Raw genomic sequence first — 25,727 nt, forward strand, 5'->3', positions numbered from 1 at the left:
AATAGTTTCACCATTTTATTTCCAAAGGTCATTTCCCGGCTCCTCTACGCACAAAAGAGCCCCATCCCCTAAGGGATGGAAGCTCTTGTTAAGTCTAATCCAGGAAACTGCAGTTCCTGTGTTCATTATTATTAACGTTAAGATTAACCTTGTTCGATCAATCCGTACTTACCATCGTTCCGTTTGTAGACAACGCTAACTTCTTCACTGTCAATGTTGGAGAATACGAAGAAATTGTGGCCAACCATGTTCATTTGGAGGATTGCCTCTTCCACGTCCATTGGTTTCAACATAAAGCGTTTCGTCCGTACAACTTCCAGATCATCGTCATCCGTGTCCGCATCCAGTTCAGCTGTAGCTACAGTACCTGTTGGATCTTCAACGAAGAGTGTCTTCAGGCTGCCTTCCTGGCGGAACTTACGGTTAATTTTTGTTTTGTGTTTGCGGATCTGACGTTCCAGCTTGTCCACCACGGAGTCAATGGATGCGTACATATCGTCGCTCTCATCCTCAGCGCGGAGCACAATGCCTTTCAAAGGGATCGTCACCTCTACCGTATGCAAACCTCTCGTCGTGCTCAATGTAACAGCACCGTCAGAGTTAAGGGGTGCATCGAAATACTTCTCGAGTCTACTCAACTTTTTGTCGACATAATCCTTCAAAGCATCAGTAACCTCGATTTGTTGACCTCGAATACTTAAATTCATAGGGCACTCCTCCTTTTTCCTTTGCCACTTCATTATAACACGAATGTAAGCGCCATGTAAAAACTCCCGGTGACCGAATAATGACATCTGTTCAAGCCACATCTGCCAACGTAGGCATAACGCCATATTTCGCGATATTTCATCATATTCAGCCATAATCGAATATTTACTTGGTATGAATTATTAGGCGCTTGATGATGTAATTAACCGTTTTTGAGCTTGCTCAATCTATTATGTAAAATGAACTTCAATCTATCTCTTAAATCTATTAAATTCATTAAGATGATGTTCCTCGAATGATCCTCTAATCTCGAATCTATTAGAACAAAAAAAGACCCCGGAAAGTACCGGAGTCTGATGCTAGCGATAATTCAATTTGGTAACCATCTAACCATATATGTAGGTCGGATTGTCCGGATGATTATAATTTGATTACGTTAGCTGCTTGCGGTCCACGCGCGCCTTCGACGATGTCGAATTCTACGGATTGACCTTCTTCCAAAGTTTTGAATCCTTCGGATTGAATTGCGGAGAAATGTACGAATACGTCGCCGCCATCTTCAGTCTCAATGAAACCGTAACCTTTTTCTGCGTTGAACCATTTTACTTTACCTTGCATGCACTAACATTCCCTTCGTCATCAAATGAAGTGAAGCTTTCGGCCTTAACCTCTGCCCACAATTCAGATAATACCATCCAAAGTTATCCATTGTCAATTGGAAAAGTAAATGTTTTCTTGGAATTTTTTGTAGATTAATTGGGGAATGTGTTGAATGGTGGGATATCTTGAATATATCAGGTAATTGGAGGGTTGGTAAGTCTATTTTTGATGTATTAATGATATAAACTCGGATGAGAGTTTACTATTCAGATAACGAGTGAATAACAAAATTTACGAAAGTTAAAAAATTTATAATTTTACTATTATAGTTAATTAGTATAAGAAGTTATTTTAGGATAAGGAGAAAATTGAAATGTACTAAAGAGTAGTAGATCACTAAAAACATGGCACTGTCTGCTTGAATCTATTAATTCATATTTATATGAGAATCAAAATATGAATTTAAACAATCTTCATTTTTATAGATAAGACGAATTAACAGACTATGTTTAAAATAAAACAGAGCAAATCTTAGGAGATCTGCCCTGCTCTTTATATATCATTTTCTTCTATCCATAAGCATACTATCCGGTGCATAGGCAGTCTCATATACATTTCGCTGCATTTTTGCTTGATTACGCTTATGCAACCAATCTTGAGCCTCGATCCGAAGTGCGTTCATACGATCAAGTAAAGTTTTATCATAGGCCAAAATCCGATGAACTTCCTCTTTTTGTTTCACACCCAGAGGACAATTCTCACTCTCTTTAACTATAGCATCCACAATATGTTGTCGATCTTCTATGAAGGTTTCCAGTTCCTCATAGGAAGTCTCCTCAATCCGTTCAATGACTTCCTGAGTCATAGTAGACAAGCGCTCAATAAGTTTATCCATGAGCACTTTCAGTCTGCGTAGAGGCTAGTTTAGAGGCTTGCATCCAAGTTTCACGCAAGTCAGTCAAATATCCAATGGCTTCTTCTGCTTTTTCTGGACTCTTACGAATATTAGCCTCGATTAGAAGATAGTTCGTATACTCATAGAGAGCAAACAAGTTTTTGGATACATCATATGACTGGTCCAATGTGGACATAAGTTCACTAATAATAGTCTGCGCTTTCCCCAGATTATGATTGGCTTTCTCAATATCCTGGTTATTCAGGCCCTCAAGTCCAACTTTTACAAATCGGATTGCCCCATCATACAGCATAATAACCAATTGAGCTGGCGTTGAAGTCTGAACGGAAGATTGACGATATTTTTCATATGGAGATTTAATCAATTAGGTCACCCTCTATTATAAAATTTCTCTTAGCTTGTGGTAGAGAATAGACTGGACGACTGTGAACTAAGTTTGTTCATTGCTGTTTCCATCGCAGTGAACTGTTTATAATAACGAGTCTCTGTGTTTTCCAAAATTGTAAGCATATTAGTAATTCGACTATTGTACTCTTTGAGTTTCCTACCCATAGCACTTTCTTCTTTGTAACTGACTGTGAGATCAGCTGAGAATTTACTGGTTCCGACACGTGTAACGAGACTATCCAACGAACCTGATATTTTGTCCGCCAACTTGTCAAAGATACCATTATTCGCCTCACTGCCTGTGCCCTGGAATAGATCAACTGCTTTTTGAGGATTCTCAGTCAAAGCTTTTTTCAAGACGACTTCATCCAGAACAATTTTGCCTCCTGAGTTGTAGGACCCCATTGTAATCCCCATCTCAGACAAAGCCACAACTTGCCCCGATATAATGCCTCTCATGTTAGAAAGCGCTGATCTTAAAATGTCATCATTTTTCAACAGACCACTCTTAGCTTTGTCAGTCCAGTTGGTAATATCCGTATCTTTCATTGCCGTCTTTTGTTCGTCGGTCAATGGCTTGAAGTCACGATATTTATTTTCGTCCAACTTGGCATTAAGCAGTGTGATTAAAGAATTATAATCTTCAACAAAACTTTTGATGGTCTGCAAAGCAGTTTCTGTATCACTCGATGTCGTAATGCTAACAGGTATGTCCTTAGACGGGTCTGCCGGATCTGCTGTCGTTTTCTGAAGAGTTAACTGCACACCGTTAATGGTAACGGTATTACTCTTGTCCGTATAAGCTCTGCCATTAACACTAAATTCAGCATCTACGGCATTTGTTGTTTTATATTTGTCAGGACCGTCTGTTCCAGGTACGTATTTTTGATTAAAGAGGTCGAGCAAACTATTATCATCAGTCGCTACAATATCTGCCTTACCATCCGTCCCACTCGTTTTAGAGTTGATAATCAGTTTCCCACTTATCTCATCATACTTGGCAGTAACGTTAGCTTTGGCATTACCATTAATCGTAGCAACCATCGTAGCGATGGACGTAGATCCTGTGAACAATGACTTACCGTTACTATCTACAAAGCTCACACCGTTTATGGAGAATTTAAACTCTTCGGCGTTAAGGGCAGTTCGATCAGCATCTGTTAGTGTAGCTGGATCTTTTCCTTCTTTCATAATCTGCAAATCAGCTAACGTTTTGGTACTGGCTACTGGTGCATTGAGCCCGAATGTTTCAACTGTTTTCTTGGTTGCTAATTGCGTAATACTGACTTTCATATCAATTCCGTTAGCATTTGCCGAAGCTTCAGCTTTTAAAGCATCGGTGTTTCCACTCACAACGGCTTTTTGTGTATTTAATGCTGCGCTTTTACCATACTTATCAATGAGTTTGTTCGTACGAAAGTCTACGAGTTTACTGTTGATTTCCCTGTAGCTATCACGTTTCCATTCAAGGATTTGCTTTTCCTGATTCAGTTTATCCAACGGAATACGCTTGGCAGTCATCATGCTCTTAACCATACTATCTACGTCCATGCCTGAGAAGCCGTTAATACGAGTTACCATGAAAGCCCTCCTATAATTAAATTTTTTCGTCTACCAATATACCTGCGATCTCCATCATCTTAGCAACCAAGTCCAGCGTTTTCTCTGGTGGAATCTCACGAATAAGTTCCCCCGTATCTTTGTTCATCACTTTCACCATGATGTCATGGGTCTTCTCATGTACACTGATTTCCAAAGTAGTCTCGGGGCCTTGTAAAGATTGTACCGCACGTTCAATTGTTTTGATCAGTTGTTCGTCTGCAACCGAAATTTTAGCACCTTGGCTCTCTTTCGTGCTCAGATCTTTATAATTTTTAATAGCTAACGCTGAAGATATTGATTCACTTGCACTTTGAACAGGAGCTACTTCTGGTCGGGGCTGTCCGTTAGATGCGCCGGATGCCGAGAAGGAAAACTGTACATTCATGTGCTCTATCCTCCAAGAACGCTTGATTTATTATATATATCGGTCATTGGTCTTCGTTATTTTAGGGAATTCCTAGCAAAACAAAAAAAAGCCCCGGAATACTCCGGAGCTTTCGGTATTAATGTAAATCTTAACGAAGCAATTGCAGAACGCCTTGTGGTTGTTGGTTCGCTTGAGCCAACATCGCTTGTGCAGCTTGTGCAAGGATGTTGTTCTTCGTTTGTTCCATCATTTCTTTAGCCATGTCTACGTCACGTACACGGGACTCAGCTGCAGTCAGGTTCTCGGAAGATGTGTTCAAGTTGTTGATTGTGTGTTCCAGACGGTTTTGAACCGCACCCAATTTAGCGCGCTCGCTGGAAACGGAGCTGATTGCTTTATCCAAAGAAGTGATTGCGTTAGAAGCGCCAGCTGTAGTGGAGATATCTACACCAGCAACACCCAGAGCAGCAGAACGCATGTCATTTACACCGAAAGTGATACTTTGACCTTTGTTTGCACCGATTTGGAATGTAACACCACCGTTGCCGGAAGCATCAGTTTGAGCTTGAGAAAGACCCAGATCTTTGACAGTTGATTTACCAGCCAAATCTTGCAGGTTGATTGGACCGCTCTCACTTACGATTTCAAAACGACCATCAGACAAAGCATTTACTTTGACATCTTTGATATAGCCGAAATCTCCATCTTTAGTTGCTCCAGCTGCAGCATTAGCAGCTGCAATTGCTGTGTTAATATCCGTTTGCAACTGTGTTGCTGCTGCTGCCATTGTTGTTGTGTTATCAATATCACCCGCCAATGTTGCTTGAAGTTTAGTATCTCCAATTTGGAAGTTGAATTGGTCACCTGTTGTTACATCAGTGCCATTGTAAGTGCTAGTACCAGCAGCTCCAGTATTAGCCGCAGTAGCTCCAATGAATTTACCTACAAGCTGTTGATTAGCTGTAGCAATCGAAATACCCGAATCTGTTCCTTTAGAGCCACTTTCCAGAACAAGGCTCGAAGAAGCACTTACATAACCAGAAATATGTGCAATGTTTGCGCCGGATGCATCAATTGCTTCATTGATTTTGCTTACGATCAGATCAGCAGCAGCTTTCATTGACGAATCAGTGGCACCAGTACCTTTACCTGCCAAGATTGTGCTTTGCTCATCTGTGGAAAGGTTTTGCCAATCGACTTTAATATCAGTACCATCAATTTTAATAGTTTCACTCTTAAAGTCAGCGGACGTAATTGCTAGTGCTGTGTTCATTGCAGCAGCACCAGTCAAAGAAGCAGCTGTTTGTTTGGCAACTGTTGTACCAGTTGTAGAATCCTGCCCCACAGAAGCGCCAGCAGTTTTCAAAGCACCATTCAACAATTTCTTCGTATTGAACTCCGTAGTATCACCGATACGGTCGATTTCGGATTTCAATTGGGAAACTTCGCTTTGCAGCGCTTTACGATCTTCTTCAGTGTTCGTACCGTTAGCGGATTGAACGGAAAGTTCACGTACACGTTGCAGGATAGAGTGAGTTTCGCTCAATGCGCCCTCAGCTGTTTGGATCAAAGAGATACCATCTTGAGCATTTTTGGAAGCCATATCCAAACCGCGGATTTGACCGCGCATTTTTTCGGAGATTGCCAAGCCTGCAGCATCGTCACCAGCACGGTTGATACGAAGACCGGAAGACAATTTCTCGATATTTTTGCTAGTTGCAGCAGAGTTGCTGGACAGTTGGCGGTGAGTGTTCAACGCCGTAATATTATGGTTGATAATCATTTGATATTTCCTCCCTGAAGATAAATTAGTTCCACATCCTTGTGGTAAACGCCGCGACATTAAGGTCGGCCGCCCTGCTGAAGCAGCGTCTAAATTATATATCGACGGAAGGTGAGCAACTGTTTATAGCAAATTGGAATATTTTTAATCTTTTTTGATATCTGTATTTCGCAGACGTTCCATAAAGGCTTCAATATTGGCTGCAAGAGGCGTTGCAGACTCCCGATTAGCCTCTTGAATGGATGCATATATTTCCTGTCTGAATATATCAATATGCTTGGGTGCGGAGATTCCAATACGTACTGTATCTCCCTCAACAGCGAGTACAGTCACCTCAATCTGATCTTGAATGATAATGGACTCGCCTTTTTTACGTGATAATACCAGCATTTACACTCCACCTTTCACTGATTTGGCATCTTCTTCCGCCCAGATCAGATGACGTGTATCGTAAGAAGACTGATGGAGCACGACTTGCTTACCTAAATGTTGCTCGGGGTTAAGAACTACGGGTGCAAGCAGATTCATTGTTGATTTATTCGCCTGTGAATGAATCGTGACCATGGAGTATACGGACACTTGCTCCACAATCTCCAATTCTTCCTTATCTACCTCTCCCAATTCAAAACTATAATCCGGTACAAAAGTAAACGGGCTCACCAAGAGGAATGCCAGTCCCGGCTCTCTTGTCGATTGCAAATAACTGAAAGGTGTATCTTCCCAAGGAACCAACGCGAACTCGGTTTCCTCTTCAAATCCGGGTAAACCCTTAGGAAATTGATATACATCTTCTGTTTTAACCTCTAATGATCCCCACATGCTTGTCTGAATATGAATAATAAACGCCTCCCTGGCGAAAGTTTTATGCAAAAAGAGCCATAGATGTCTAAGATCAAGACCGTCTATAGCTCTACTTTAGAGTAACTATAATCCTATATCTATAGCAGGTGGCGTGTACTGAATCGATGCATACTGCTTCACATAGATATCAAGCTTGCCCCGATTATACTCAATCTCCGGTCTATTCACAATGACATTCATTTCCGAGACAGCGGGAGTAAAGTTGATATCCGGCGCCTGAGTATAAACACGGGTCTCCACGTTCCCAGAAGAAGCGGGTGTCCGCGTTTCCGGGAATGGCCTCGCCTGCCAGTCTGAGCCAATAATATTCGCAATGGTATTTCCAGGCTTATGAATTGCAGCCAATTCATTGCCCTGCTGAACTCGTTCAGCCATATTTTGCAAAAAAATCTGTTGAATGCCTGAATAGATCCGTGCATTCATATCAATCATATTGCCGCCTGTGTAAGCAGAGAATGCTTTGCTTTGATCTACACTTAGTCTCATCGGATGACTCTCCACCGTTAGCTTGGCAGGTCTGGTGTTCAACTGCACCTCAGCTTTCGGTTGACGAATGGAGAACTGTCCTGGATCAGCATCAATACTTAATAAAGTTGGCGTTGTTCTAATCTGAAGAACGGGAAGAGTACTCAAATGTTAACTCCTCCTTTTTATCTTAAGAAGTCCACCAAAGATGGAGAGATAATTTTGGCACCGGCAGATAAAGAAGCATTATAGATGTTTTCCTGAATTTTGGATTGCATCGCCAGTTCGGCATAATCCGCATCTTCCACCTTAGATTGCAGATCTGTCAGGTTAATGCCGAGATCATCCAAACGTCCCATCATCAGATCAACCCTGTTCGTTTTGGCACCAATCTCAGAACGGATTGCAAGCATCTTGTCTGTACGGCTATCAATATTGTCCAACTGATTGGATAGCTCTTTTTGATTGCCCTCTGTGAGAGCTTTCATGATGTTGTTCACGATGTTGAACAAGTTATCTTCTTCCTTCTCTGTGCCGAACACTTCATTACCACTCACGTTAATAGGCAATTGAACACTTTCACCTACGATGAAGTTAATCTTCCCTTTATCCGTCACAACAGACGTAGCATTCGTTGTATCTAAAGTACCGTCTGCATTAGACGGGAAATCATACGGTTTAATATCATACGTCTCGCCATTAAAAATATATTTCCCGTTAAGCTTACTGTTTGAGATATCAATCAGCTGCTCTTTCAACTGTTTGACCTCTTCATTAATACTGTCCAGCGCGGACTGCGGATTCGTTCCTGTCGAAGCTTGTACCGTCAACTCGCGCAGACGCTGTACGGCGTTACCTGCTTGATTCATAACCGTATCATTAAACTCAAGCCATGATATAGCACTGTCTACGTTTTTCTGATATTGATCGTTCGATGAAAGTTCTGCACGATAACGAAGGGAGTAAGTAATCCCTACCGGATCATCCGAAGGTTTGTTGATCTTGCGACCTGTCGCCAGTTGGGTCTGGGTGTTGTTCATTTGCTGTGCATTTCGATTCAGGTTCAGAAGCAATTGTGAACTGAGCATATTATTCGTTATTCTCATGGTCTGTTATGTCACTCCCTTCTATTATCTGCCTACTGTTCCAGTAGAGTTGATCAACTTATCAAGTAATTCATCATATGTGGTCATAAATCGAGCAGAAGCGTTATAGGCATGCTGGAACTTGATCATATTGGACATCTCTTCATCCAAAGATACGCCACTCACGGATTGACGACGGGTGTCCACTTGCTCCACTAGGAACTCCGAGTTGGATGTCTGACGTGCTGCTTCCTGGGATTGTACCCCCAGTTGTCCCACAATGGCACTGAATTGTGCACCGATCGTTGCATTACGTAAACCGTCTGCAGATTTCATCGGTGTATCTTTCAGATTCGCAAGCAAGATAGCAAGTGTATTATTACCTTTGATTACAGTCTCCGTACCAGAAGCATCCGATGTACGGAGTGAGGTCGCAATCTTATTCGGATCAGCCAAGATCTCTGCGTTCAATGAAATATTGCCAGCTGTAATGGCTGTACCACCACCCGCTGCTGTAAAGAATGGGACTCCTCCAGAGTTAGTTCCATCCATGCTGTATCCAAGCTGATGCAGACCGTTCAGTCCTTTGACAGTAACTTTCAAGTCTGTAGCGAGTGTGCGTGCTGCACCTGTGTATGTAACACCATCCAGTACAGTATTGTCTGGCAAGACCGAACCGGCAGGAAGAATAATTTCAATATCTCCGTTAGCAAGGGTATTCGCCAAGTCGTCCATTTGTTTCCGGTAATCACTTACCAATGTATCTCTGGACTTAATCATGCCATGAACTTCACCATTGGTGAGTGTGCCAGCAGTATATGCATCATTCAGAAAAGCAGGATCTACCGCCACTTGTACTGCCCCGCCTGTAACGAGTGCCTGTCCATTCATCTGGATCTGGTATCCTTGTTGAGAATCAGTAACCGTAATATTCATGATTTTAGAGAGTTTGTCGGTCATAAGATCACGTTGGTCGCGTAAATCGTTGGCATTGTCGCCAAGAGACTCAATTTTCACGATGGCACTATTGAGGTTTGCAATGTTACCCAGATAACCTTGAATCTCATTACTTTTCACAGCGATGTTACTATCCAAATCCTGACTGAGCGCATCCAATTGGCGGCTAATTTGATTCATCGCATCCGTAAGAGCGAGTGTGGTTTCCTTGACAATTCGGCGTGCCGTAACGTCCTCAGGGTTTTTGCTCAGATCTGACCATGATTTGTAGAAGTTATCCATAACCGTCCGAAATCCGGTGTCTGACGGTTCATTCACAATAGCTTCAAGTTTCTCAAGTGTATCTCGTTGAATGGACCAACTCCCGAAGTTGGTGTTTTCATTACGATATTGGTCGTCCAGAAATTTCTCACGCACACGGGTAATGGAGTCGAACTCTACCCCTGTACCAAGCTGTCCCGGTGTTGTGCTATGCAGAAATGCGAATGGCTCCATTGGAATGGATGCCTGCATGTTTACCTTTTGACGTGAGTACCCTTCCGTGTTGGCATTGGCTACGTTATGGCCGGTTGTGCTAAGAGCTGTCGTCTGTGTGAACAAACTGCGTTTAGCCGTTTCGATTGAATGAAATGTAGATGTCACCTGGTTTCCCCCTAATTAATCAGGCACGCGTGTCAAACAGACCGATTCGCCCTGGATTGCCGTTCTTATCAGCAGGATGCTGATATGTGGCATCCTGTTCTGGCCGAGAAGCGAAGATATCCATTGAAAGATCAATAAACATCAACGATTGCTCGATCAGCTTTTGATTCAGTTGATTGATTTCCTTTAACTCCTGCAGTGTTCCCGCCAGCTTCTTCTGGACTTCAAGCAATCGCTGTTTGTCAGCCGGATCAAAAATCAGCTTCGAGATCTCCGTAATGTTCAGGTTCAGCATAGACTTGATTCCACGCTCCTGAAGCAATTCGTGAACTGCACTCTGTCGTTCGATCTCCAATGGCTCCTGTTGTTTCATGAAACGGGATTCTTTGTTCAGAACGGCAATGAGTTCATCCACATCGTTTTTGACAATGACCTGTCTCTTGACCTCGCTGAGTGCCAGCATATCGCGGTGACTTTGTTCCATTTGCTGCAAAACTGCAATTAATCTGTCCAGTGCTGCCATTACGTGATCACCTATTCCTTATCAAAAGACTTAAAATACGGTAGCAATTTGTCAGCAAGCTTACTGCTGTCTACCTGATACGTTCCCGAACTGACCTGTTCTTTCAGTTCCTGTATCCGTTGAATGCGTCCTGCATCTTGCGTACGTCCTTGTTCCTCAAGCATCTTCATCGCCTCCGGAGAAATGGATACTTCGTCCTTACGGCGGCTCTTCTTGGCATCAGCCTGCTGATTGGATTCAACGTTCCTCTGATATGAATTGATGGCGCCAATTCTACTCGGTTCATTGATTTTCATATGAACTACACTTCCTTCCACGTTAGAATTTTACCTTGATATACGCTTTTCTTACTTTATCTTTATGTTATCGAAATGATTAGGATAATAAAAAAAACCGATAATCTTTAATAAGTTTATCGGTACGTTTCAAAACATTTGTTATAGCAAAACATGTATTTGAGCCCTGACTCCTATTAATCGCGTAGTTTGTCGAGAGCATTGTAGGTTCGTCCGCCTATATTGCCGTTATCCTTCTGACCTACATCACGAGCTGCACCAGCCAAGTCTTTCGTCAAACGATTACGACAAGAGTCACACATATGACCTTCACGAATCAATGTTCCGCATACTTCACAAGGATACATCATATTCGGGGCATTTTCGATGGAAATCCGTCCCTCACGGATGAACTTGGTAATGGTTTTAATCGAAACATCTGTTGCATCAGATAGTTCCTGTATATTGGTGCCTTTGTTTTCACGCAAATAATCTACACAGATCTGATATTCCTGTTCCATTTCCTTAATACAATTCGAGCATACATCTCGAAAATTTAACGCATATAATTTACCACAGCGAGGACAATTACCTAGATTCATCGCTAAAACGCCCCTCTCAAACTTCCATTTCCGAATAGATAATAACTATACATTACCTTATTTTCTCTAATGAAGCCATAGTCTATTTACAAAACAAAAGAGGGGACAGGATGCATATATACGCAAGCCCTTTCCCCCACTTTAATTCATTAATTCAATGTTCTAATGTTTAGTACAGCAGACCACACGCTTGTGTTCTGGTCATTGAATGCTCTGATACGATATTTATGCAAACTGGACGGTAACAGATCAGAATGAATAAAAGTTGTACCACTAACCGTTGCCACGATTTGTCCATCGGCTTCAATTTCGTAAGATGAAGCTCCCACAACCGCGTCCCACGTCAGAATAACATTCGTTCTGTCCGAAGTTCCTTTCAGCACAGCTGTAGTTAATTGAGTCGTTCCCGTTAAGATCTCACTCCAAGCTCCCGCACCGGAAGCATTTTTGGCACGAATACGGAAGGTATGCTCCGTATTTGGTGCAAGTCCGCTCTTCGTATAAGCAACTCCACTCACGGCCACTACCGTACCATCAATCTCTAGGTCATAACCGGTAGCTCCAGTTACAGCACTCCATCTTAGCGCAATCGCCGCTGTGGTTGCAGAGTTAATACTCAAGCCTGAGACACTCGCAGGTAACGTAGTTTGAGACAACACTGCTGTCCATGCACTCACATTGGTGTCGGTCAGGGCACGAACACGATATTTATGAATCGTTCCACCAAGAACTCCATTGTGTACATACATGAGATCACTCACCGTAGCAACTACTATGCCATCTGCCTCAATCTCATATTTAGTTGCACCAGCAACTTCATTCCATGTCAGCGTAACTGCCGTTTCTTCAGGTACACCTTTCAGCGTTGTGGGTACATTCAACTGGGTCGAAGCAGTTACGATCTCACTCCAGCTACCAATGCCAGCAGCATTTTTGGCACGAATGCGGAAGGTATGATCTGTATTGGCTAGAAGACCACTTTTCGTATAAGCAGATCCACTGACAGAAATTACAGCACCGTCAATCTCCAAATCATAAGCGGTAGCGCCTGCAACTGGGCTCCATTTCAACGAAATAGCAACAGGTGTAGCTGTATTTAACATGAAACCGTTAACTGCAGCAGGGATGGTGCTTTGCGTCAGGATTGCTGTCCACGCACTTGTGTTTTCACCCTTTAACGCGCGAATTCTATACTTGTGAGCCGTTCCAGGCAATAAACCATCGTGTATATATACTGGCTCACTAACTATGCCAACAATTGTACCATCGGCTTCAACTTCATACGCTGTCATATCTTCTACATCCGACCATGACAGATTGATTGCTGTTTCTTCCGATGTTGCCTTTAATACAGGTGTGTTTAAAAGCGTCATACCACTGATTAGATCGCTCCAAGTACCTACTCCTGCGGCGTTCTTTGAACGAATACGGAAGGTGTGCTCAGTATTCGCAGCAAGACCACTCTTCGTATAGGACACTCCCGTTACTGGAACAACGTTACCATCAATTTCTAGGTCATATCCCGTGGCTCCGGTTACTGCTGTCCACTTTAGAGTGATACCCACATTCGTAACAGAACTAATATTAAGTCCTGCAACTGAAGCTGGTATCGTACTTTGAGTCAGCATAGCAGTCCATACACTCGTATTGGTATTCGTTAGAGCACGTATACGATACTTGTGTGCAGTTCCTGGTAACAATCCATTATGTGAGTATGCCGGATCACTAACTGTGGCAATCACTGCACCATCTGCTTCAATTTCATAAGTGGTTGCGTCTGCTACCTCAGCCCATGTAAGGTTGATTGCAGTCTCTTCCGATGCTACTTTCAAAACGGGTGTGTTCAACTGCGTTGTTCCACTGATCAGATCGCTCCAAGCACCTACTCCTGCGGCATTCTTGGAACGAATACGGAAGGTGTGATCTGTGTTTGTTGCAAGACCGCTCTTCGTATACGCTACTCCCGTTACTGGGATAACGGTACCGTCGATCTCCAGATCATATCCTGTTGCACCTGTAACTGCTGTCCACTTCAATGCAATAGCCACGTTCGTTATTGAACTAATGGTCAATCCTGTCACTGAAGCAGGAATCGTGCTTTGCGTCAGAATTGCTGTCCATGCACTTGTATTGGTATCGTCTAACGCACGAATGCGATATTTATGGGCTGTTCCTGGAAGCAGTGTTGTATGGGTAAAGCTAGGTTCCCCTACCGTTGCTACTACTGCTCCATCGGCTTCAATCTCATACTTCGTTGCATCAGCAACGGCTGCCCATGTCAAATTGATTGCAGTTTCTTCTGAAGTTGCTTTTAATACCGGTGTATTTAGAAGTGTTGTTCCACTGATCAACTCACTCCATGCCCCTACACCTGCGGCGTTCTTGGAACGGATTTGGAAGGTATGATCTGTATTGGCTACAAGACCACTCTTCGTATAGGCTACTCCCGTCACTGGGACAACCGTTCCATCGATCTCTAGATCATATCCCGTTGCACCTGTAACTGCTGTCCATTTCAGTGAAATGGCTACGTTCGTAGCCGAGCTAACCGTTAAACCTGTAACTGATGCAGGTATAGTACTCTGCGTCAGAATTGTTGTCCATGCACTTGTATTGGTATCCGTCAACGCACGAATACGATACTTATGGGCAGTTCCTGGCAGCAGTGCTGCATGGCTATAGTTAGGCTCTTCTACTATTGCCACTACTGCTCCGTCCGCCTCAATCTCGTATGTAGTCGCATCTGCTACATCAGCCCAAGTCAGGTTGATATTCGTTTCTTCTGATGCCGCCTTTAATACAGGTGTATTCAACAGTGTCGTTGTACTGAGCGGATCACTCCAATCACCCACACCTGCAGCATTTTTCGAACGAATACGGAAGGTGTGTTCTGTATTGGCTGCAAGGCTACTCTTTGTGTAGGCTACGCCAGTAACAACTACAATTGTGCCGTCAATCTCCAAATCATATCCTGTCGCTCCGGTCACTGCTGTCCATTTCAGACCAACAGCTGCATTAGTGACCGAGTTTATAGTGAGATTCGAAACAGGACCAGAGAGTGTACTTTGGGACAACATTGTAGTCCATGCACTTGTATTCGTATCATTCAAAGCTCGTACACGATATTTATGAAGTGTCCCTGGTGATAGGTCAGTGTGTGTATAAGCCGGATCTTCAACAATTCCTACGTTAACTCCATCAGCCTCAACCTCATAAGAGGTAGCCCCCTCAATTGCAGGCCATACCACAAACATATCTTCTTGCGAAGAAATCGCTTTAATAACAGGCGTACTTAGAAGTGTCGAAACAGTTAGCATGTCAGTCCACTTACCTACACCGCCTGCATTTTTAGATCTCAATCGAAATGTGTGCTCGGTATTGGGCATAAGAGCCGTCTTGCTGTATGTTGTACCAGAGACCGGAACAACAACCCCATCAACCTCCAGGTCGTATCCACTTGAACCTTTAATTGCAGTCCAACCTAAAGAGATTTTATTGAATGTATTTTCTGTAATTTTCAAACCACTTGCTGAGTCAGGTACAACAAGTTGCGTAGCCGTTCTGCTCCAATTGCTCTCATTATCTGATGATACTGCTTTTAATGCATAGGTATGACTAGAATTGGCCTCCAAACCAACGTGTTCGTAATTCGTTACATTACCTAGGTCAATTGGGGCTTCACCATCAATCTGGAGTTGATATCCATCGGCATGATTAATTGCAGCCCACTCTATTATATTTTTCCCTTGCTCAGAGCTCGTGGAGATCACAGGTTCGTTAAGCAGTGTTTTAATATTAAAGACACTACTCCATTCACTTTTCCCTATAGAATTTATAGCACGTATTTTGTAAGAGTAATTCTTGTTAGGAATGAGTACGGCATCATCCAAGCTCGTACCATAATAAGGTCCCATTAAAATACCATCACGCTCAATTTCATACTGTACAGCTTCCTGTGCATGATCCCAGCGAATATGAGTCGTGTTTTCACTTGAGTTACCCGTTATATTCGAAGGCACCGATGGTACATTATTAATCGGTAATGGATTTACCTCCTGTTTGGTAAAAGAAGCCGGTTCAGCTTTACGTGTATAGTACGGATTAAGTTCAGAGTAAAAATCTACAACTTCTCCCGTATCTGCGTTTACAACCAAACTCAACTGTCTGACATCATAATCATATACATCAATCGGTGTCAGTTGACCTAGCACATTATAGTGTGTGATCTCCCATTGTCCGACTTGGTTATAGGGTTGTCTGTACGTCATCTCAGTAGCAATTTCACGAACTTTGCTCAGATCGATAAGAAAAGCATTGTCGATCTGTCCGGCATATTTGGATGTATACGATCCAAAGCTTATGTTGGTAATATCACTTGTGAAACCCAGGATAGACTGCATTCTGGTGAACGAATATCCCGTTGATGAAATATTGTAGGATCTAGCCCAACTCAGTTTAACTGATTTTTGATTCACCTGTAGTTGGCCGTTGTTGTTGGTCATTACATATTGATAATCATTGCTTGATGAGACTATCCCGCTTCCTACCGCTGCATGTGCCCGGTTCCCCCCGTACACGCCAAACTGCCCGAATACCAGCATGAATACTAGTAGACGGACAGTCCATAGGTTAAATCTGTTTTTTCTTTTTCCTGCGACCACTCTTGTTCTCTCCTTCAGTAGATATGATGTGCCACTCCCTATGCTGTCACCTGTGGTGAACGGCAAAACTATCTATTCTGCGTGAAAAAACCAATCCCTCTTTTTTACATGTAAAATTTTTCTTATAGCGCTTTCATTTATAGTTTCTTTAAACAACCATATTGCAAACGGTATAAATGGAAAGGAGAACCGCACAAATATACCAATCATTAATAAAAGAACATATTTTCCTATCTACCATTAATCATAGAGTAAAGATCCCCCATCTAAAGTCACTGAATATTACTGGACAGTCATTTATTATTTGGATTTAGCTTCTACGATCTTGCCAGTGTCAGTGTGAAAATCTCGACCGGAAGATCCATGGAGAAGCCAGCATTTAGAATAACCCGTCCACAAGCGTCCAAGGTGCTACCTGTTGTGTATATATCATCGATTAGCAGGATCTGTATGGGTTTGGCATGTGACATGGCCTTTTGTGTTGGCAGATGAAATCCCCTGTATAGCTCTTCAATTAACTGCATACCATCTCGGTTGATGGAAAAAGCGTTCTTCATCGTTTCAATACGCTCACCGCGTGATTTGAAGCTTTGTTTGGTCGTGTTGATCTGGCGCTGCAACAGATCCACGATGGGTAGGCGGAAGGCGGTGGCGAGCCCAGCAGCCAGCCGCTCCGCCTGATTGAAGCCGCGTTCGGCTAGGCGCTCGCTGCTCACGGGAACATAGGTGACCGCGTCAGGCCTCCATTGCGGCTTCGTTTGCAGAGGCGGCGACAGCGGGCGTTGAGTTTCTGCTCTGGGATAGGCGTGCGCGTTGGTTAATGCGCGCGGGTGGGGTGGATGTGAGCTGACATCCACCGGCTTTTGAGCAAGTGTGGCGAGATGAGCCACGGGGGCTGGGGGTTCTTTTGCCAAAGCAGAAATTTGTTCCTCGCTCATCGCTTGAAAAGCTTGAATCAACAAAGCGGTTAGGAGCGGCGCGTATCTTTCGTGGCCTCGGAATTTGTACATGCCTATCCATTCTTTCATAAGAGCATTGTATTGTACGGCGCTGCGATTGGAGATAAAAGATCGGTTTTGCATGTGTGGACGAGCACAGTCCGGGCATCCGACACCCCGACCACAACGCAGGCAGCGGATGGAACGGATCCATGGAATCTGCTTCACACAACGTGGGCATATGCCTGGATAGATTGAAGACAGCATCGCTCGAGTGCCGCATGTCAGACAAGTCGCTCCCGGTGGGGCGAGCAGGTGATGAAGACGCCCGGTCAGGTGCTGCGCATAATCGTTCATGTTACTGAGCCAGTTGGACATAGGGGGCATACCTCCAGTCTCGGGAATGTAATATGAAATGTGGAACCGAACTTAGCAGATGACAATTAGGTTTGGGATGGTGGGTGCAGATAACCTTTGCGACGAGCGATGGTATTCATTTTCCGGATCTGTGCAACGGCCTTCACCTGAGAACGTGTCCGACGAGATGATGCAAAAACCACTCTACCCGCCGGGTCATCCATGGAACGTCCTGCTCTACCTGCCATCTGGACCAGTGAAGCTTCATCAAAGAGACCATTGTCTGCATCCAATATGAAGACATCGCTGCGCGGAATGGTCACGCCACGCTCCAGAATCGTTGTCGTTACGAGCAAACGAATGTCGCGATCACGAAAGGCAGTAACTTTGTTAGCACGATCAGGGTCCTGAGATGAAGTTCCTTCGATATGGATCCCAGGAAAGGTACGACGCATCAGATTCACAAACGCCTCAATTTGGGCAATACGTGTCACAAACACAAATACCTGGGCGTCACGCTCCAATGAAATCTGGATGTTAGTCTTCAAGGCAGAAGGAAGATTTCGTTTCTTAATACATTCAGCAACGGTAACCATCTTGATCAGTCTTGGTACGGGCAAAGGATGACGGTGGAAACGTACCGGGACTTTGGCATGAGTGAGTTTACCTTGCGCTGCTTCCCTCTGTAGCCGAGCTGGCGGTGTAGCAGACAGATAGACGAAATTCCCCTCTGGTTTACAAGAAGATGCCGCCGCGTGAGCGAGCATGGGATCGTTGTGATACGGAAAAGCATCCAGTTCATCGATAATGACGAGATCAAATCCCTGATAAAAACGCATCAATTGATGCGTGGTCGCAAGCGTGAGCTGCGCGTCTTTCCAGCGTTCGTCGCTGCCTCCGTAAAGAGTAGCGAGCGATGTATCCGGAAAAGCTTTGGCCAGACGTGGAGCCAGTTCCAGCACCACATCCCTGCGTGGCGTGGCGACCAAAGCTCGTCCACGACGATCCAATGTATGTTGGAGCAGCGGGAAAATCATCTCGGTCTTGCCGGCCCCGGTCACGGCCCACAGCAAGAACCGCCCCGGCCCATCCCCTGCGGGTGGCCGGGCCAAAAACGCAAGCGCCGCGGCTGCTGCCGCGCTCTGCGCTGCGCTAAGCCCCCACCGGGCGAGCCCGCCGCCGGTGGGGGCCAAGGCCGTGCCACGCGGTGCTTCGCCGCGTCGTGGCACGGCCCCTTGCGCTGCACTGCGTAGCAGCAGCGCACAGGCACGGCTGCGCCCCAGCGCGAGGCAAGCCTCGCAGTAGGCGCACGCCGCCAGGCCGCAGGCAGCGCAGGGCACGCGCTGCCTAGCTTCGCTGCCACAACGGTGGCAGCGGGGCGCGCTCCGCGCGCGTCCAAGCCACGCGTGCCGGCGGCGCGTGGCGGGCCCTTCGAGGGCGGCTGTGATACTCAGCCGCCCGTGCAAGCGCGCGAGCTGTGCAGCCGCGCGCCACTCCCTAGGCGGCTGGGCGGTATTCGCCAGCAACGCCTCCGCCTCGGCCGCCAGTAGTTGGCGGCCGCTGATCCGCTCAGCCAGCAGGGCCGCGTCCCGCTCCAGCTGAGCCCACTGCCCGGCGGGATACGGCTCGGGCATCCCGCCTACCTGAATGCGATGCTCAGCACCACTCCCCGCTTTGCCCGCTATACCTTCTCGCGCCTCAACTTCCCCCGAAGCCAGTTCATATACATCCAGCTTCCGCGCAAGATAGCTCTGCCATTCGCGCTCACCCCAGTGATCCATGCCCCGCTCCATCTCAAAATGCTCAACCAACCAAGATGCCTGACTTAAAGGCACCACCGCATCTAAGAACAACCAGCGCAGCACATGCCGACCACTTCCGCCCTCTAGCCACCAAGTTACGTCCACTCGAATATCGAGAGACAAGGCCATGCTCCACCCTTCCCCTACACGACACACATATAAGGCAACTTTCATTTACTCTCCTCCCTCCAACCTACTTTCTCCCGAACGCAAAAAAAGCACATGCCAACCCGGCTGTTCGCCGGAGCATGTGCTTCATGTCCTATTCAATCTTGCGTATGATTAATCTACTCATTACTATACCAATTGAATCTCTACATCACAAGGTTCGTCATGCATCATACAATTCTGCTAATAACCAGAATCTTTCTTTAAAATTGCGAAACTTTTTCCAATCTGGTTCGTCTATACTTTTAAATTAAGAGTTCTGACTTCGAAAATCTTATTTCTGTGATCAAGAACTCATCGTACCCAGACAATAACCATAGATTGCATAAAAACCCATTTTTAATTTAAAAGCAGACTTGGCTACAATTACAAAAAAAGACTACAGCTTCTGCTGTAATCTTTTCACTGTAGATCTGCGAAATGCTAATCCTATTTCCGTTCACATGATGATTTATGCTCTGACTCGCGCAAATCAATCAGGCGAAACGTGTGATCGGTCTGCGCTACCCGTTCAATATCAGCAGGGACAGCAGGCAGATAGGATGTCTCCAATCCTTGCCTTTGCATAAGCTTTTCAATAATCGTAATCGTTTCCGCTTCTGTACGATCAGCGACAACGGTTAGTCTGAAGCTCTTTCCACGGTATAATAATTCCCGGCAAAGTTCTCTTACAATGCCTTCGATCCGCCCTGCCTGATTGGAAGGGATGAGCAGAATCTGCTCGAAACCTTCAGATTCCGGACGGGAAAGATGGCGCTGGTGCATGGCATGAACGGCCATTGCCGCCAGGAAGTATATGAGCAGAATCATAGTCAGATGAGCAACCATGGCAACTGCACCTCCTCGGAAGGTCATGCTCACCCATGGCGAACATCCCTGTATACAACAAGTATATGCTGTACTTCCTGAAGGGTTACACTTGCATTTCCCATCACTCATATTCCATTCTGATCGACACCGGACGAAGAAAGACAGGCCAGGTCATTCATTCACGCCTAAGCTTGAACATATGTTCCGCACAACCTTACACTTTGCTCATTTGCAGTGATAAAGTCCATTAACCCGCAGACCAATCCAACATTCTGGAAAGGGCGCGAGTGAACACCAATCTATACTTCATCAAGGTTGAACCAACCAATGGACTGACTTACGATATAAATACTGCTTTATAAAGAAATAAGGTATTAGAGCGTAACCCAACCATATTTGATCGAATTGATAACAGCTTGTGTACGGTCGTCTACTTCCATCTTCTGCAGAATACTGCTGACATGGTTTTTTACTGTTTTTTCACTGATGAACAGGAATTCACCAATCATCTTATTGCTCTTACCTTCTGCCATCAAACGCAGTACTTCAGCCTCACGACGTGTGAGCGGGTTATTGTCGCCAGCGACAAATTTAACACCGGCTTCCTTCGAAGCTCCTTCACTCATTGCCCCTGTTTCATTAAGATACGTCATACGACGCAGCTGCATGATCAGTTTGCCGGTTACTTTCGGGTGTATAAACGCATGTCCTTCATGCACGGAACGAATCGCATTGATCAGAGACTCGGCCTCCATATCTTTCAGCAAGTATCCGTTAGCCCCTTTACGAAGCGTCTCAAATACATAACTTTCATCATCATGAATGGACAGGATAATCACTTTGACATCAGGGAACAGCTCACGCAATTTCTCTGTTGCCTCAACCCCGTTTTCGATCGGCATGTTAATGTCCATCAACACGATATCAGGTTTATCCTGGTTGCAGAATTCGAGCACTTGAATACCATCGCCGCATTCGCCGATGACCTCAATGTCGTCCTCCATATTTAAAATGCGTTTCAGTCCCTCACGGAACAGCTGATGATCATCAGCCAATAGAACTTTAATTGACGCTTTACCAGTATCACGGTTTTCCATCATCCTGCTACTCCTTTCCCTTATCCACGTTTGTCGGGATATGAATCACTATTTTGGTTCCTTGATTTTCTCCGGATTCAATCTCTATTCTTCCTTCTAACAGTTCAACCCGCTCTCTCATCCCAATCAGACCGAAGTGGCTATGATCCTTGCTTTTCTTCGCAAGAAGCTCCGGTTTGAACCCAAGCCCATTGTCCTGAACGACAATCTTGACGAGCTGAGCCTGGTATGTAATTTCCACTACAACATAAGTGGGATAAGCATGCTTTGCAGCATTCGACAGACCTTCCTGCACGAGGCGGTAGATCGCTGCCTCCATCGCAGAAGATAAACGGTGTTCTTTACCTCTTGTTTCAAAAAGCGACCGGATTTTCGTTTTTACCTCAAAATCCTGCACGTACTTCCGAAGCGTTGGAATCAGTCCCAGATCATCCAGTGCCATAGGACGCAGATTGAAAATAACTTTTCTCATTTCTTCAAGACTGGAACGAACCTGGCCTTTCAAATCTACTATTTCGGCCTGGACCATCTTAAAATCCTGCTTAATGAGCATTCTTTCTACAATTTCCGTCCTAAGCACTAGATTGGCGAGCATCTGCGCAGGCCCGTCATGAATCTCACGAGCAATACGTTTCCGCTCTTCTTCCTGGGCCAAAATTATTTTCAAACCAATCATTTGTCGATTTTTGGCAGATTCGATGATCCGGGTCACTTGACCCAGTTCACCTGACAGGTATTCGAGTACAACACCCATCTGCGAACCGATGGTCTCGGCACGCTCCACAGAAGCTTCCACATTTTTGGCACGCTTCTGTAGGTCATCCCGACGGGCCTTCAGATACATTTCCTTCTCACGATAAATCATCAGATCCAGCTGCAGCTGTGTTGCTTTCTCATACGCCTGCTTGATATCATGCTCGGAATAACGGACAAAGTCACGGCTAACCTCGGTCAGCCGGATCCGGGAACGGCGGTAGTTCAGCTCCAATTGATCTACTTTCTCGATCGTTTCCGCCGTCTCCTTCAGCACCGACTTTAACTCCTCGTTGAGTGTTTTCAGCTCATCGCGAGTCGCGTCCATGATCTCGAACATTTGATATTTGCTGTTTTCCATGACTTGTATGGCGTTTTTAATGACGCGGTCTATGGCATCGGCTTGTAAATCCACGTTTGTTCGACTCCATTTCTATCGTTTCCGGTATATATCATACCATATCACGATGAGATGGTAACGGTCTTCGTTTTCTGTTCCCATTTTACAGTCAGTCCAAGTTGCTCGGAAACGAGTCTAAGCGGGACTAAAGTCCTACCACCCGTTACGTATGGTGCAACTGTTGCGCTCTGTCTTTTACCATTCAGAATGAATTCTTTCTGTCCTACAACCAGATCAATCAGCTTGCCACCCCGTAATACCGTGATCCGCTGATTTTTGCTATCCCAACTTGCCTGACCACCAAAAGCGTCCAAAACATGCTTGATTGGCACATACGTCGTACCATTTTTCAGTACCGGTGCTGCATCAATTGCTTTTTTCGTTCCATTCACCGTCATCGATTTCTGTCCGAGCACAAGCGAGGCTGTACCCGTAGGCAACCCAACTTCACTGGACTTGGAAGGCATCGTGAATGCGATATTGTCAAAAGCAACCGTACCTGTCTTCGCACGCTCATCCTGACCTTCCTCCACGTTCACCACATAGACCCGCTTCAGCTTCGCCGGATAGGCGATGTTCAGTCCGTTCAGATCTACGCTCAGCTTCTTCCAACCGTTCCAGTCAATCGCCTTGGCGAGATCGGCATATACCGTTTTGCCATTGGCATCCGTGAATTCAGCGCGCAGCCAGTTCAGGCTCTTATCTCCCATAACATCCATCGACATCGATGTAGCTGCAGCAGATACCTCTCTGCCAGTAGAACCATTCAGTTGTGCATAAGCGTACATTTTGCCTGTTCCAGCTGTCATATCATAACCGAGTTGCAGTACATTGGAACCGGCTTTCTCACCTGTTCCTGCAGTAACGGTTGCTGAACCAGTTACACCCGCTGCGTTCGTCGTGAAGTTAATCGGATAATTCACGTTCTCGAAGTTCTCCCAGATCGTTTCGCTTGCAGAAGCCGAGAGGACCACGACTGTGCTGTAACCATCATAACGACCAATCGCATATCCCACTTGTGCACCAGAATTGACGGAAGATACGGTTAATTGGTCAGCAGTCACTTTACCTTTGAACCCGATAAATTCCCATGTCAGCGAGTCCGCCGGAACCGTAACACTTTGTCCGCTCTTCGTTGTTGCCGTTACCGGAATGGACATCGTTGTGCCCGCCTTGAGCGAACCGAGACCTGATCCTGCAGTCAGGGAAGCCAGTTCACTTCCACCCAGTACCGATACTTTAATAGAAGATGAAGCTCCATTGCTCGTTGCCGTCAGGGTTGCTGTGCCTGGCTTCACGCCTTTGATCGTGCCGTTGCTGACACTTACGATGCCGTTGTTGCTGGACTTCCAGGACATGCTGATATCGCCTGTTGCAATCGGGTTGTAGTAGGTATCATATCCTTTGGCTGTGTACTTGCCCTCTTGCCCCACTAGCAACGTTTGGCTGCCGCTCACGGCAAAGCCCTTCAGTTTACCTACAGGTGCCGTAGAGAACACACCCAGCGTGTTTACAACCTGACGTTGCTCGGTGCCATACTCTGTGTTGAACGTCAGACCAGCGGTTTGCTCACCTAACGGACGTGTTACCATGGTTGTGGAGCCGCCTCCGTCCAGGTTCATGCCTTTCCAGACACCCACACTGGTCATAAAGGATTGAAGTTCCGTTAGCGACATCCCGCTGCTGTTACTGTTCTTCTCCGCTGCAATGATGTAGACATACCGACCATCCTGAGAGTATCCTACTGCCGTTCTTGCACGAATACCACCAATGCCGGACGCAGCGATATCACGGGAAAAGGAAGCTGCCTTACCACCATTCACCAAAATGGTATGACCGCCAATCATCATCTCCAGATTACTTGGATCGATCGATTGCCCGGTTGTTTTGGCTTTCAGTTTGTAATCCGCATTCAAGGTTTGGCCAACGGATAGATGGCTCATGATCCATGTCGCCGCTGTTCCATGTGCACGCAAAATGTACCCATCCTGCGGCACCGTCATGTTTAACGCTTTTTTATCCGAGATTTGCGTAATGACTCCATTCTGCACGAGAACCTCTGTCGGCGTTGTGGAAGGGTCATTCGGACGTTTGGTGGAGGTCCATGCAGGTGTATAAATATACATCGAGTTGGCATGACTATATTTCACCGTACCAGACTCTACCGTATAATCCTCTTTATTTATCCCACGCAAAACAAAGGTTGAACCATCCTGCGCCTTTACAGTCCCATCAAAGGAATACTCGTCGATCATCGGCTTGCCATCCTTGGTCACCGTGAGGGCATACATACCTGAAAGTTCGGAAGGTGTGGAAACCAGTACGCCATCGGAGACCTGTCCACCAATCGGCGCGAGCTCTCCGGATACATTGAAGTAATCACCGTTCACAGCGGCTACTGCACCATTTTCCTTAGCCATAGCACCTGTGCTCTGTTTGCTGTTCAGATTACCGCCCTTGCCTGTCATCACATCCAGCTTTACATACGGGTTTTGCAGATCCACCTGGATTACATCCGCCAGTACGTTGACCTTGGAACCGGAACGTGTTGTTGTATATCTGTATTTCATGAGCTTCGCACCCGAAGTCAGAATTTCTTCACTTAACTTGCTTGTATTCGTAGATGCTGCTGCGGCTACTGATTGCCACGAAGTACCTGACCACATCTGTCCGCCTGTGCTCATCACCGGTGCAATCCAGATCACACCCGCCAGCGTTACAATCGCCCATTTCTTCACCTTACTGCCCTTAACGTCTTCCAGCTGTTTCCCCAGCATGTCTGAAACGTCTCTCCCATCTTGTATATCAATCTTAGACATCACGAACACTGCCAAGCAGGCAGCAGATAGCGAGATCTCTAGTATACTCTTCTATTAATAGACTGCTTTTTGTGGAAAAAGTTACGCCCCTAGCTAACTTTGAGGGTATTCTTGGCAAAAAGAAACCCATGTATGGAATCAGCTACTCA

Annotated in this window: 23 protein-coding genes; 1 reads left to right on the top strand and 22 read right to left on the bottom strand. The window is 45.4% G+C overall.

Features of this window, described 5'->3' with window-relative positions; all coding sequences use genetic code 11:
- Positions 1 to 143: 143 nt before the first annotated feature.
- The 17 genes from raiA to MKX75_RS26305 form a co-directional block, all read right to left on the bottom strand.
- Positions 144 to 707, bottom strand: a complete 564-nt coding sequence (raiA, locus tag MKX75_RS26225) for a ribosome-associated translation inhibitor RaiA (protein WP_047840659.1) — start codon at positions 705 to 707, stop codon at positions 144 to 146.
- 421 nt (positions 708 to 1,128) lie between these two features.
- The gene (locus MKX75_RS26230; protein ID WP_024631599.1) at positions 1,129 to 1,326 is read right to left on the bottom strand and encodes a cold shock domain-containing protein; all 198 of its coding nucleotides are present in this window, start codon (positions 1,324 to 1,326) and stop codon (positions 1,129 to 1,131) included.
- A gap of 541 nt (positions 1,327 to 1,867) precedes the next feature.
- Positions 1,868 to 2,173: a hypothetical protein gene (locus tag MKX75_RS26235; RefSeq protein ID WP_339167417.1), complete on the bottom strand. Its 306-nt coding sequence runs from the start codon at positions 2,171 to 2,173 to the stop codon at positions 1,868 to 1,870.
- A 22-nt stretch (positions 2,174 to 2,195) separates the two neighbouring features.
- Positions 2,196 to 2,588, bottom strand: coding sequence for a flagellar export chaperone FliS (fliS, locus tag MKX75_RS26240; protein WP_339167419.1), 393 nt, complete (start codon positions 2,586 to 2,588; stop codon positions 2,196 to 2,198).
- Positions 2,589 to 2,617: 29 nt separating this feature from the next.
- Entirely contained in the window at positions 2,618 to 4,192 is a 1,575-nt protein-coding gene (gene fliD, locus MKX75_RS26245) for a flagellar filament capping protein FliD (RefSeq protein WP_339167420.1), read from the bottom strand.
- Between the two features lie 16 nt (positions 4,193 to 4,208).
- The gene (locus MKX75_RS26250; protein ID WP_339167421.1) at positions 4,209 to 4,598 is read right to left on the bottom strand and encodes a flagellar protein FlaG; all 390 of its coding nucleotides are present in this window, start codon (positions 4,596 to 4,598) and stop codon (positions 4,209 to 4,211) included.
- A 130-nt stretch (positions 4,599 to 4,728) separates the two neighbouring features.
- Positions 4,729 to 6,363 carry a flagellin gene (locus tag MKX75_RS26255; RefSeq protein WP_339167422.1) on the bottom strand — a complete coding sequence of 545 codons (1,635 nt, stop codon included), beginning with the start codon at positions 6,361 to 6,363 and terminating at the stop codon, positions 4,729 to 4,731.
- Positions 6,364 to 6,507: 144 nt separating this feature from the next.
- A complete protein-coding gene (csrA, locus tag MKX75_RS26260; protein ID WP_036612471.1) occupies positions 6,508 to 6,753 on the bottom strand; it encodes a carbon storage regulator CsrA in 246 nt (81 codons plus the stop codon).
- Positions 6,754 to 7,182 (bottom strand): flagellar assembly protein FliW, encoded by a 429-nt coding sequence (gene fliW, locus MKX75_RS26265; RefSeq protein WP_339167423.1) that lies wholly within the window; start codon positions 7,180 to 7,182, stop codon positions 6,754 to 6,756. It lies immediately after the preceding gene.
- Between the two features lie 105 nt (positions 7,183 to 7,287).
- A complete protein-coding gene (locus MKX75_RS26270) occupies positions 7,288 to 7,857 on the bottom strand; it encodes a DUF6470 family protein (protein ID WP_076333998.1) in 570 nt (189 codons plus the stop codon).
- 17 nt (positions 7,858 to 7,874) lie between these two features.
- On the bottom strand, positions 7,875 to 8,795 hold the full coding sequence (gene flgL / locus MKX75_RS26275) for a flagellar hook-associated protein FlgL (protein WP_339167425.1): 921 nt from the start codon (positions 8,793 to 8,795) through the stop codon (positions 7,875 to 7,877).
- 24 nt (positions 8,796 to 8,819) lie between these two features.
- Positions 8,820 to 10,373: a flagellar hook-associated protein FlgK gene (gene flgK / locus MKX75_RS26280; RefSeq protein ID WP_339167426.1), complete on the bottom strand. Its 1,554-nt coding sequence runs from the start codon at positions 10,371 to 10,373 to the stop codon at positions 8,820 to 8,822.
- A gap of 19 nt (positions 10,374 to 10,392) precedes the next feature.
- The gene (locus MKX75_RS26285; protein WP_076333996.1) at positions 10,393 to 10,896 is read right to left on the bottom strand and encodes a flagellar protein FlgN; all 504 of its coding nucleotides are present in this window, start codon (positions 10,894 to 10,896) and stop codon (positions 10,393 to 10,395) included.
- Positions 10,897 to 10,907: 11 nt separating this feature from the next.
- Entirely contained in the window at positions 10,908 to 11,192 is a 285-nt protein-coding gene (flgM, locus tag MKX75_RS26290; RefSeq protein ID WP_053779526.1) for a flagellar biosynthesis anti-sigma factor FlgM, read from the bottom strand.
- 176 nt (positions 11,193 to 11,368) lie between these two features.
- Positions 11,369 to 11,773, bottom strand: a complete 405-nt coding sequence (locus MKX75_RS26295) for a TIGR03826 family flagellar region protein (protein WP_339167428.1) — start codon at positions 11,771 to 11,773, stop codon at positions 11,369 to 11,371.
- Between the two features lie 149 nt (positions 11,774 to 11,922).
- Entirely contained in the window at positions 11,923 to 16,374 is a 4,452-nt protein-coding gene (locus MKX75_RS26300; protein ID WP_339167429.1) for a fibronectin type III domain-containing protein, read from the bottom strand.
- Positions 16,375 to 16,751: 377 nt separating this feature from the next.
- On the bottom strand, positions 16,752 to 17,150 hold the full coding sequence (locus tag MKX75_RS26305) for a ComF family protein (protein WP_167350930.1): 399 nt from the start codon (positions 17,148 to 17,150) through the stop codon (positions 16,752 to 16,754).
- A gap of 273 nt (positions 17,151 to 17,423) precedes the next feature.
- Here MKX75_RS26305 and MKX75_RS26310 point away from each other — a divergent pair, with 273 nt between their 5' ends.
- A complete protein-coding gene (locus MKX75_RS26310) occupies positions 17,424 to 17,630 on the top strand; it encodes a hypothetical protein (RefSeq protein WP_175623753.1) in 207 nt (68 codons plus the stop codon).
- Positions 17,631 to 17,815: 185 nt separating this feature from the next.
- Here MKX75_RS26310 and MKX75_RS26315 read toward each other — a convergent pair whose 3' ends face one another.
- The 5 genes from MKX75_RS26315 to MKX75_RS26335 all read right to left on the bottom strand — a co-directional run bounded on the left by MKX75_RS26315 (position 17,816) and on the right by MKX75_RS26335 (position 25,536).
- Positions 17,816 to 19,069 carry a helicase-related protein gene (locus MKX75_RS26315; protein ID WP_339167430.1) on the bottom strand — a complete coding sequence of 418 codons (1,254 nt, stop codon included), beginning with the start codon at positions 19,067 to 19,069 and terminating at the stop codon, positions 17,816 to 17,818.
- 1,059 nt (positions 19,070 to 20,128) lie between these two features.
- Complete coding sequence (locus MKX75_RS26320; protein WP_175623752.1) at positions 20,129 to 20,554, bottom strand: hypothetical protein; 426 nt, start codon at positions 20,552 to 20,554, stop codon at positions 20,129 to 20,131.
- Positions 20,555 to 20,883: 329 nt separating this feature from the next.
- A complete protein-coding gene (locus tag MKX75_RS26325) occupies positions 20,884 to 21,606 on the bottom strand; it encodes a response regulator transcription factor (protein ID WP_026081439.1) in 723 nt (240 codons plus the stop codon).
- 7 nt (positions 21,607 to 21,613) lie between these two features.
- Positions 21,614 to 22,774, bottom strand: coding sequence for a sensor histidine kinase (locus MKX75_RS26330; protein ID WP_062836988.1), 1,161 nt, complete (start codon positions 22,772 to 22,774; stop codon positions 21,614 to 21,616).
- A gap of 47 nt (positions 22,775 to 22,821) precedes the next feature.
- Complete coding sequence (locus tag MKX75_RS26335; protein WP_339167432.1) at positions 22,822 to 25,536, bottom strand: stalk domain-containing protein; 2,715 nt, start codon at positions 25,534 to 25,536, stop codon at positions 22,822 to 22,824.
- Positions 25,537 to 25,727 lie beyond the last annotated feature (191 nt).

The organism is Paenibacillus sp. FSL R5-0341, from assembly GCF_037975235.1.
GTDB classification, from domain to species: domain Bacteria; phylum Bacillota; class Bacilli; order Paenibacillales; family Paenibacillaceae; genus Paenibacillus; species Paenibacillus amylolyticus_A.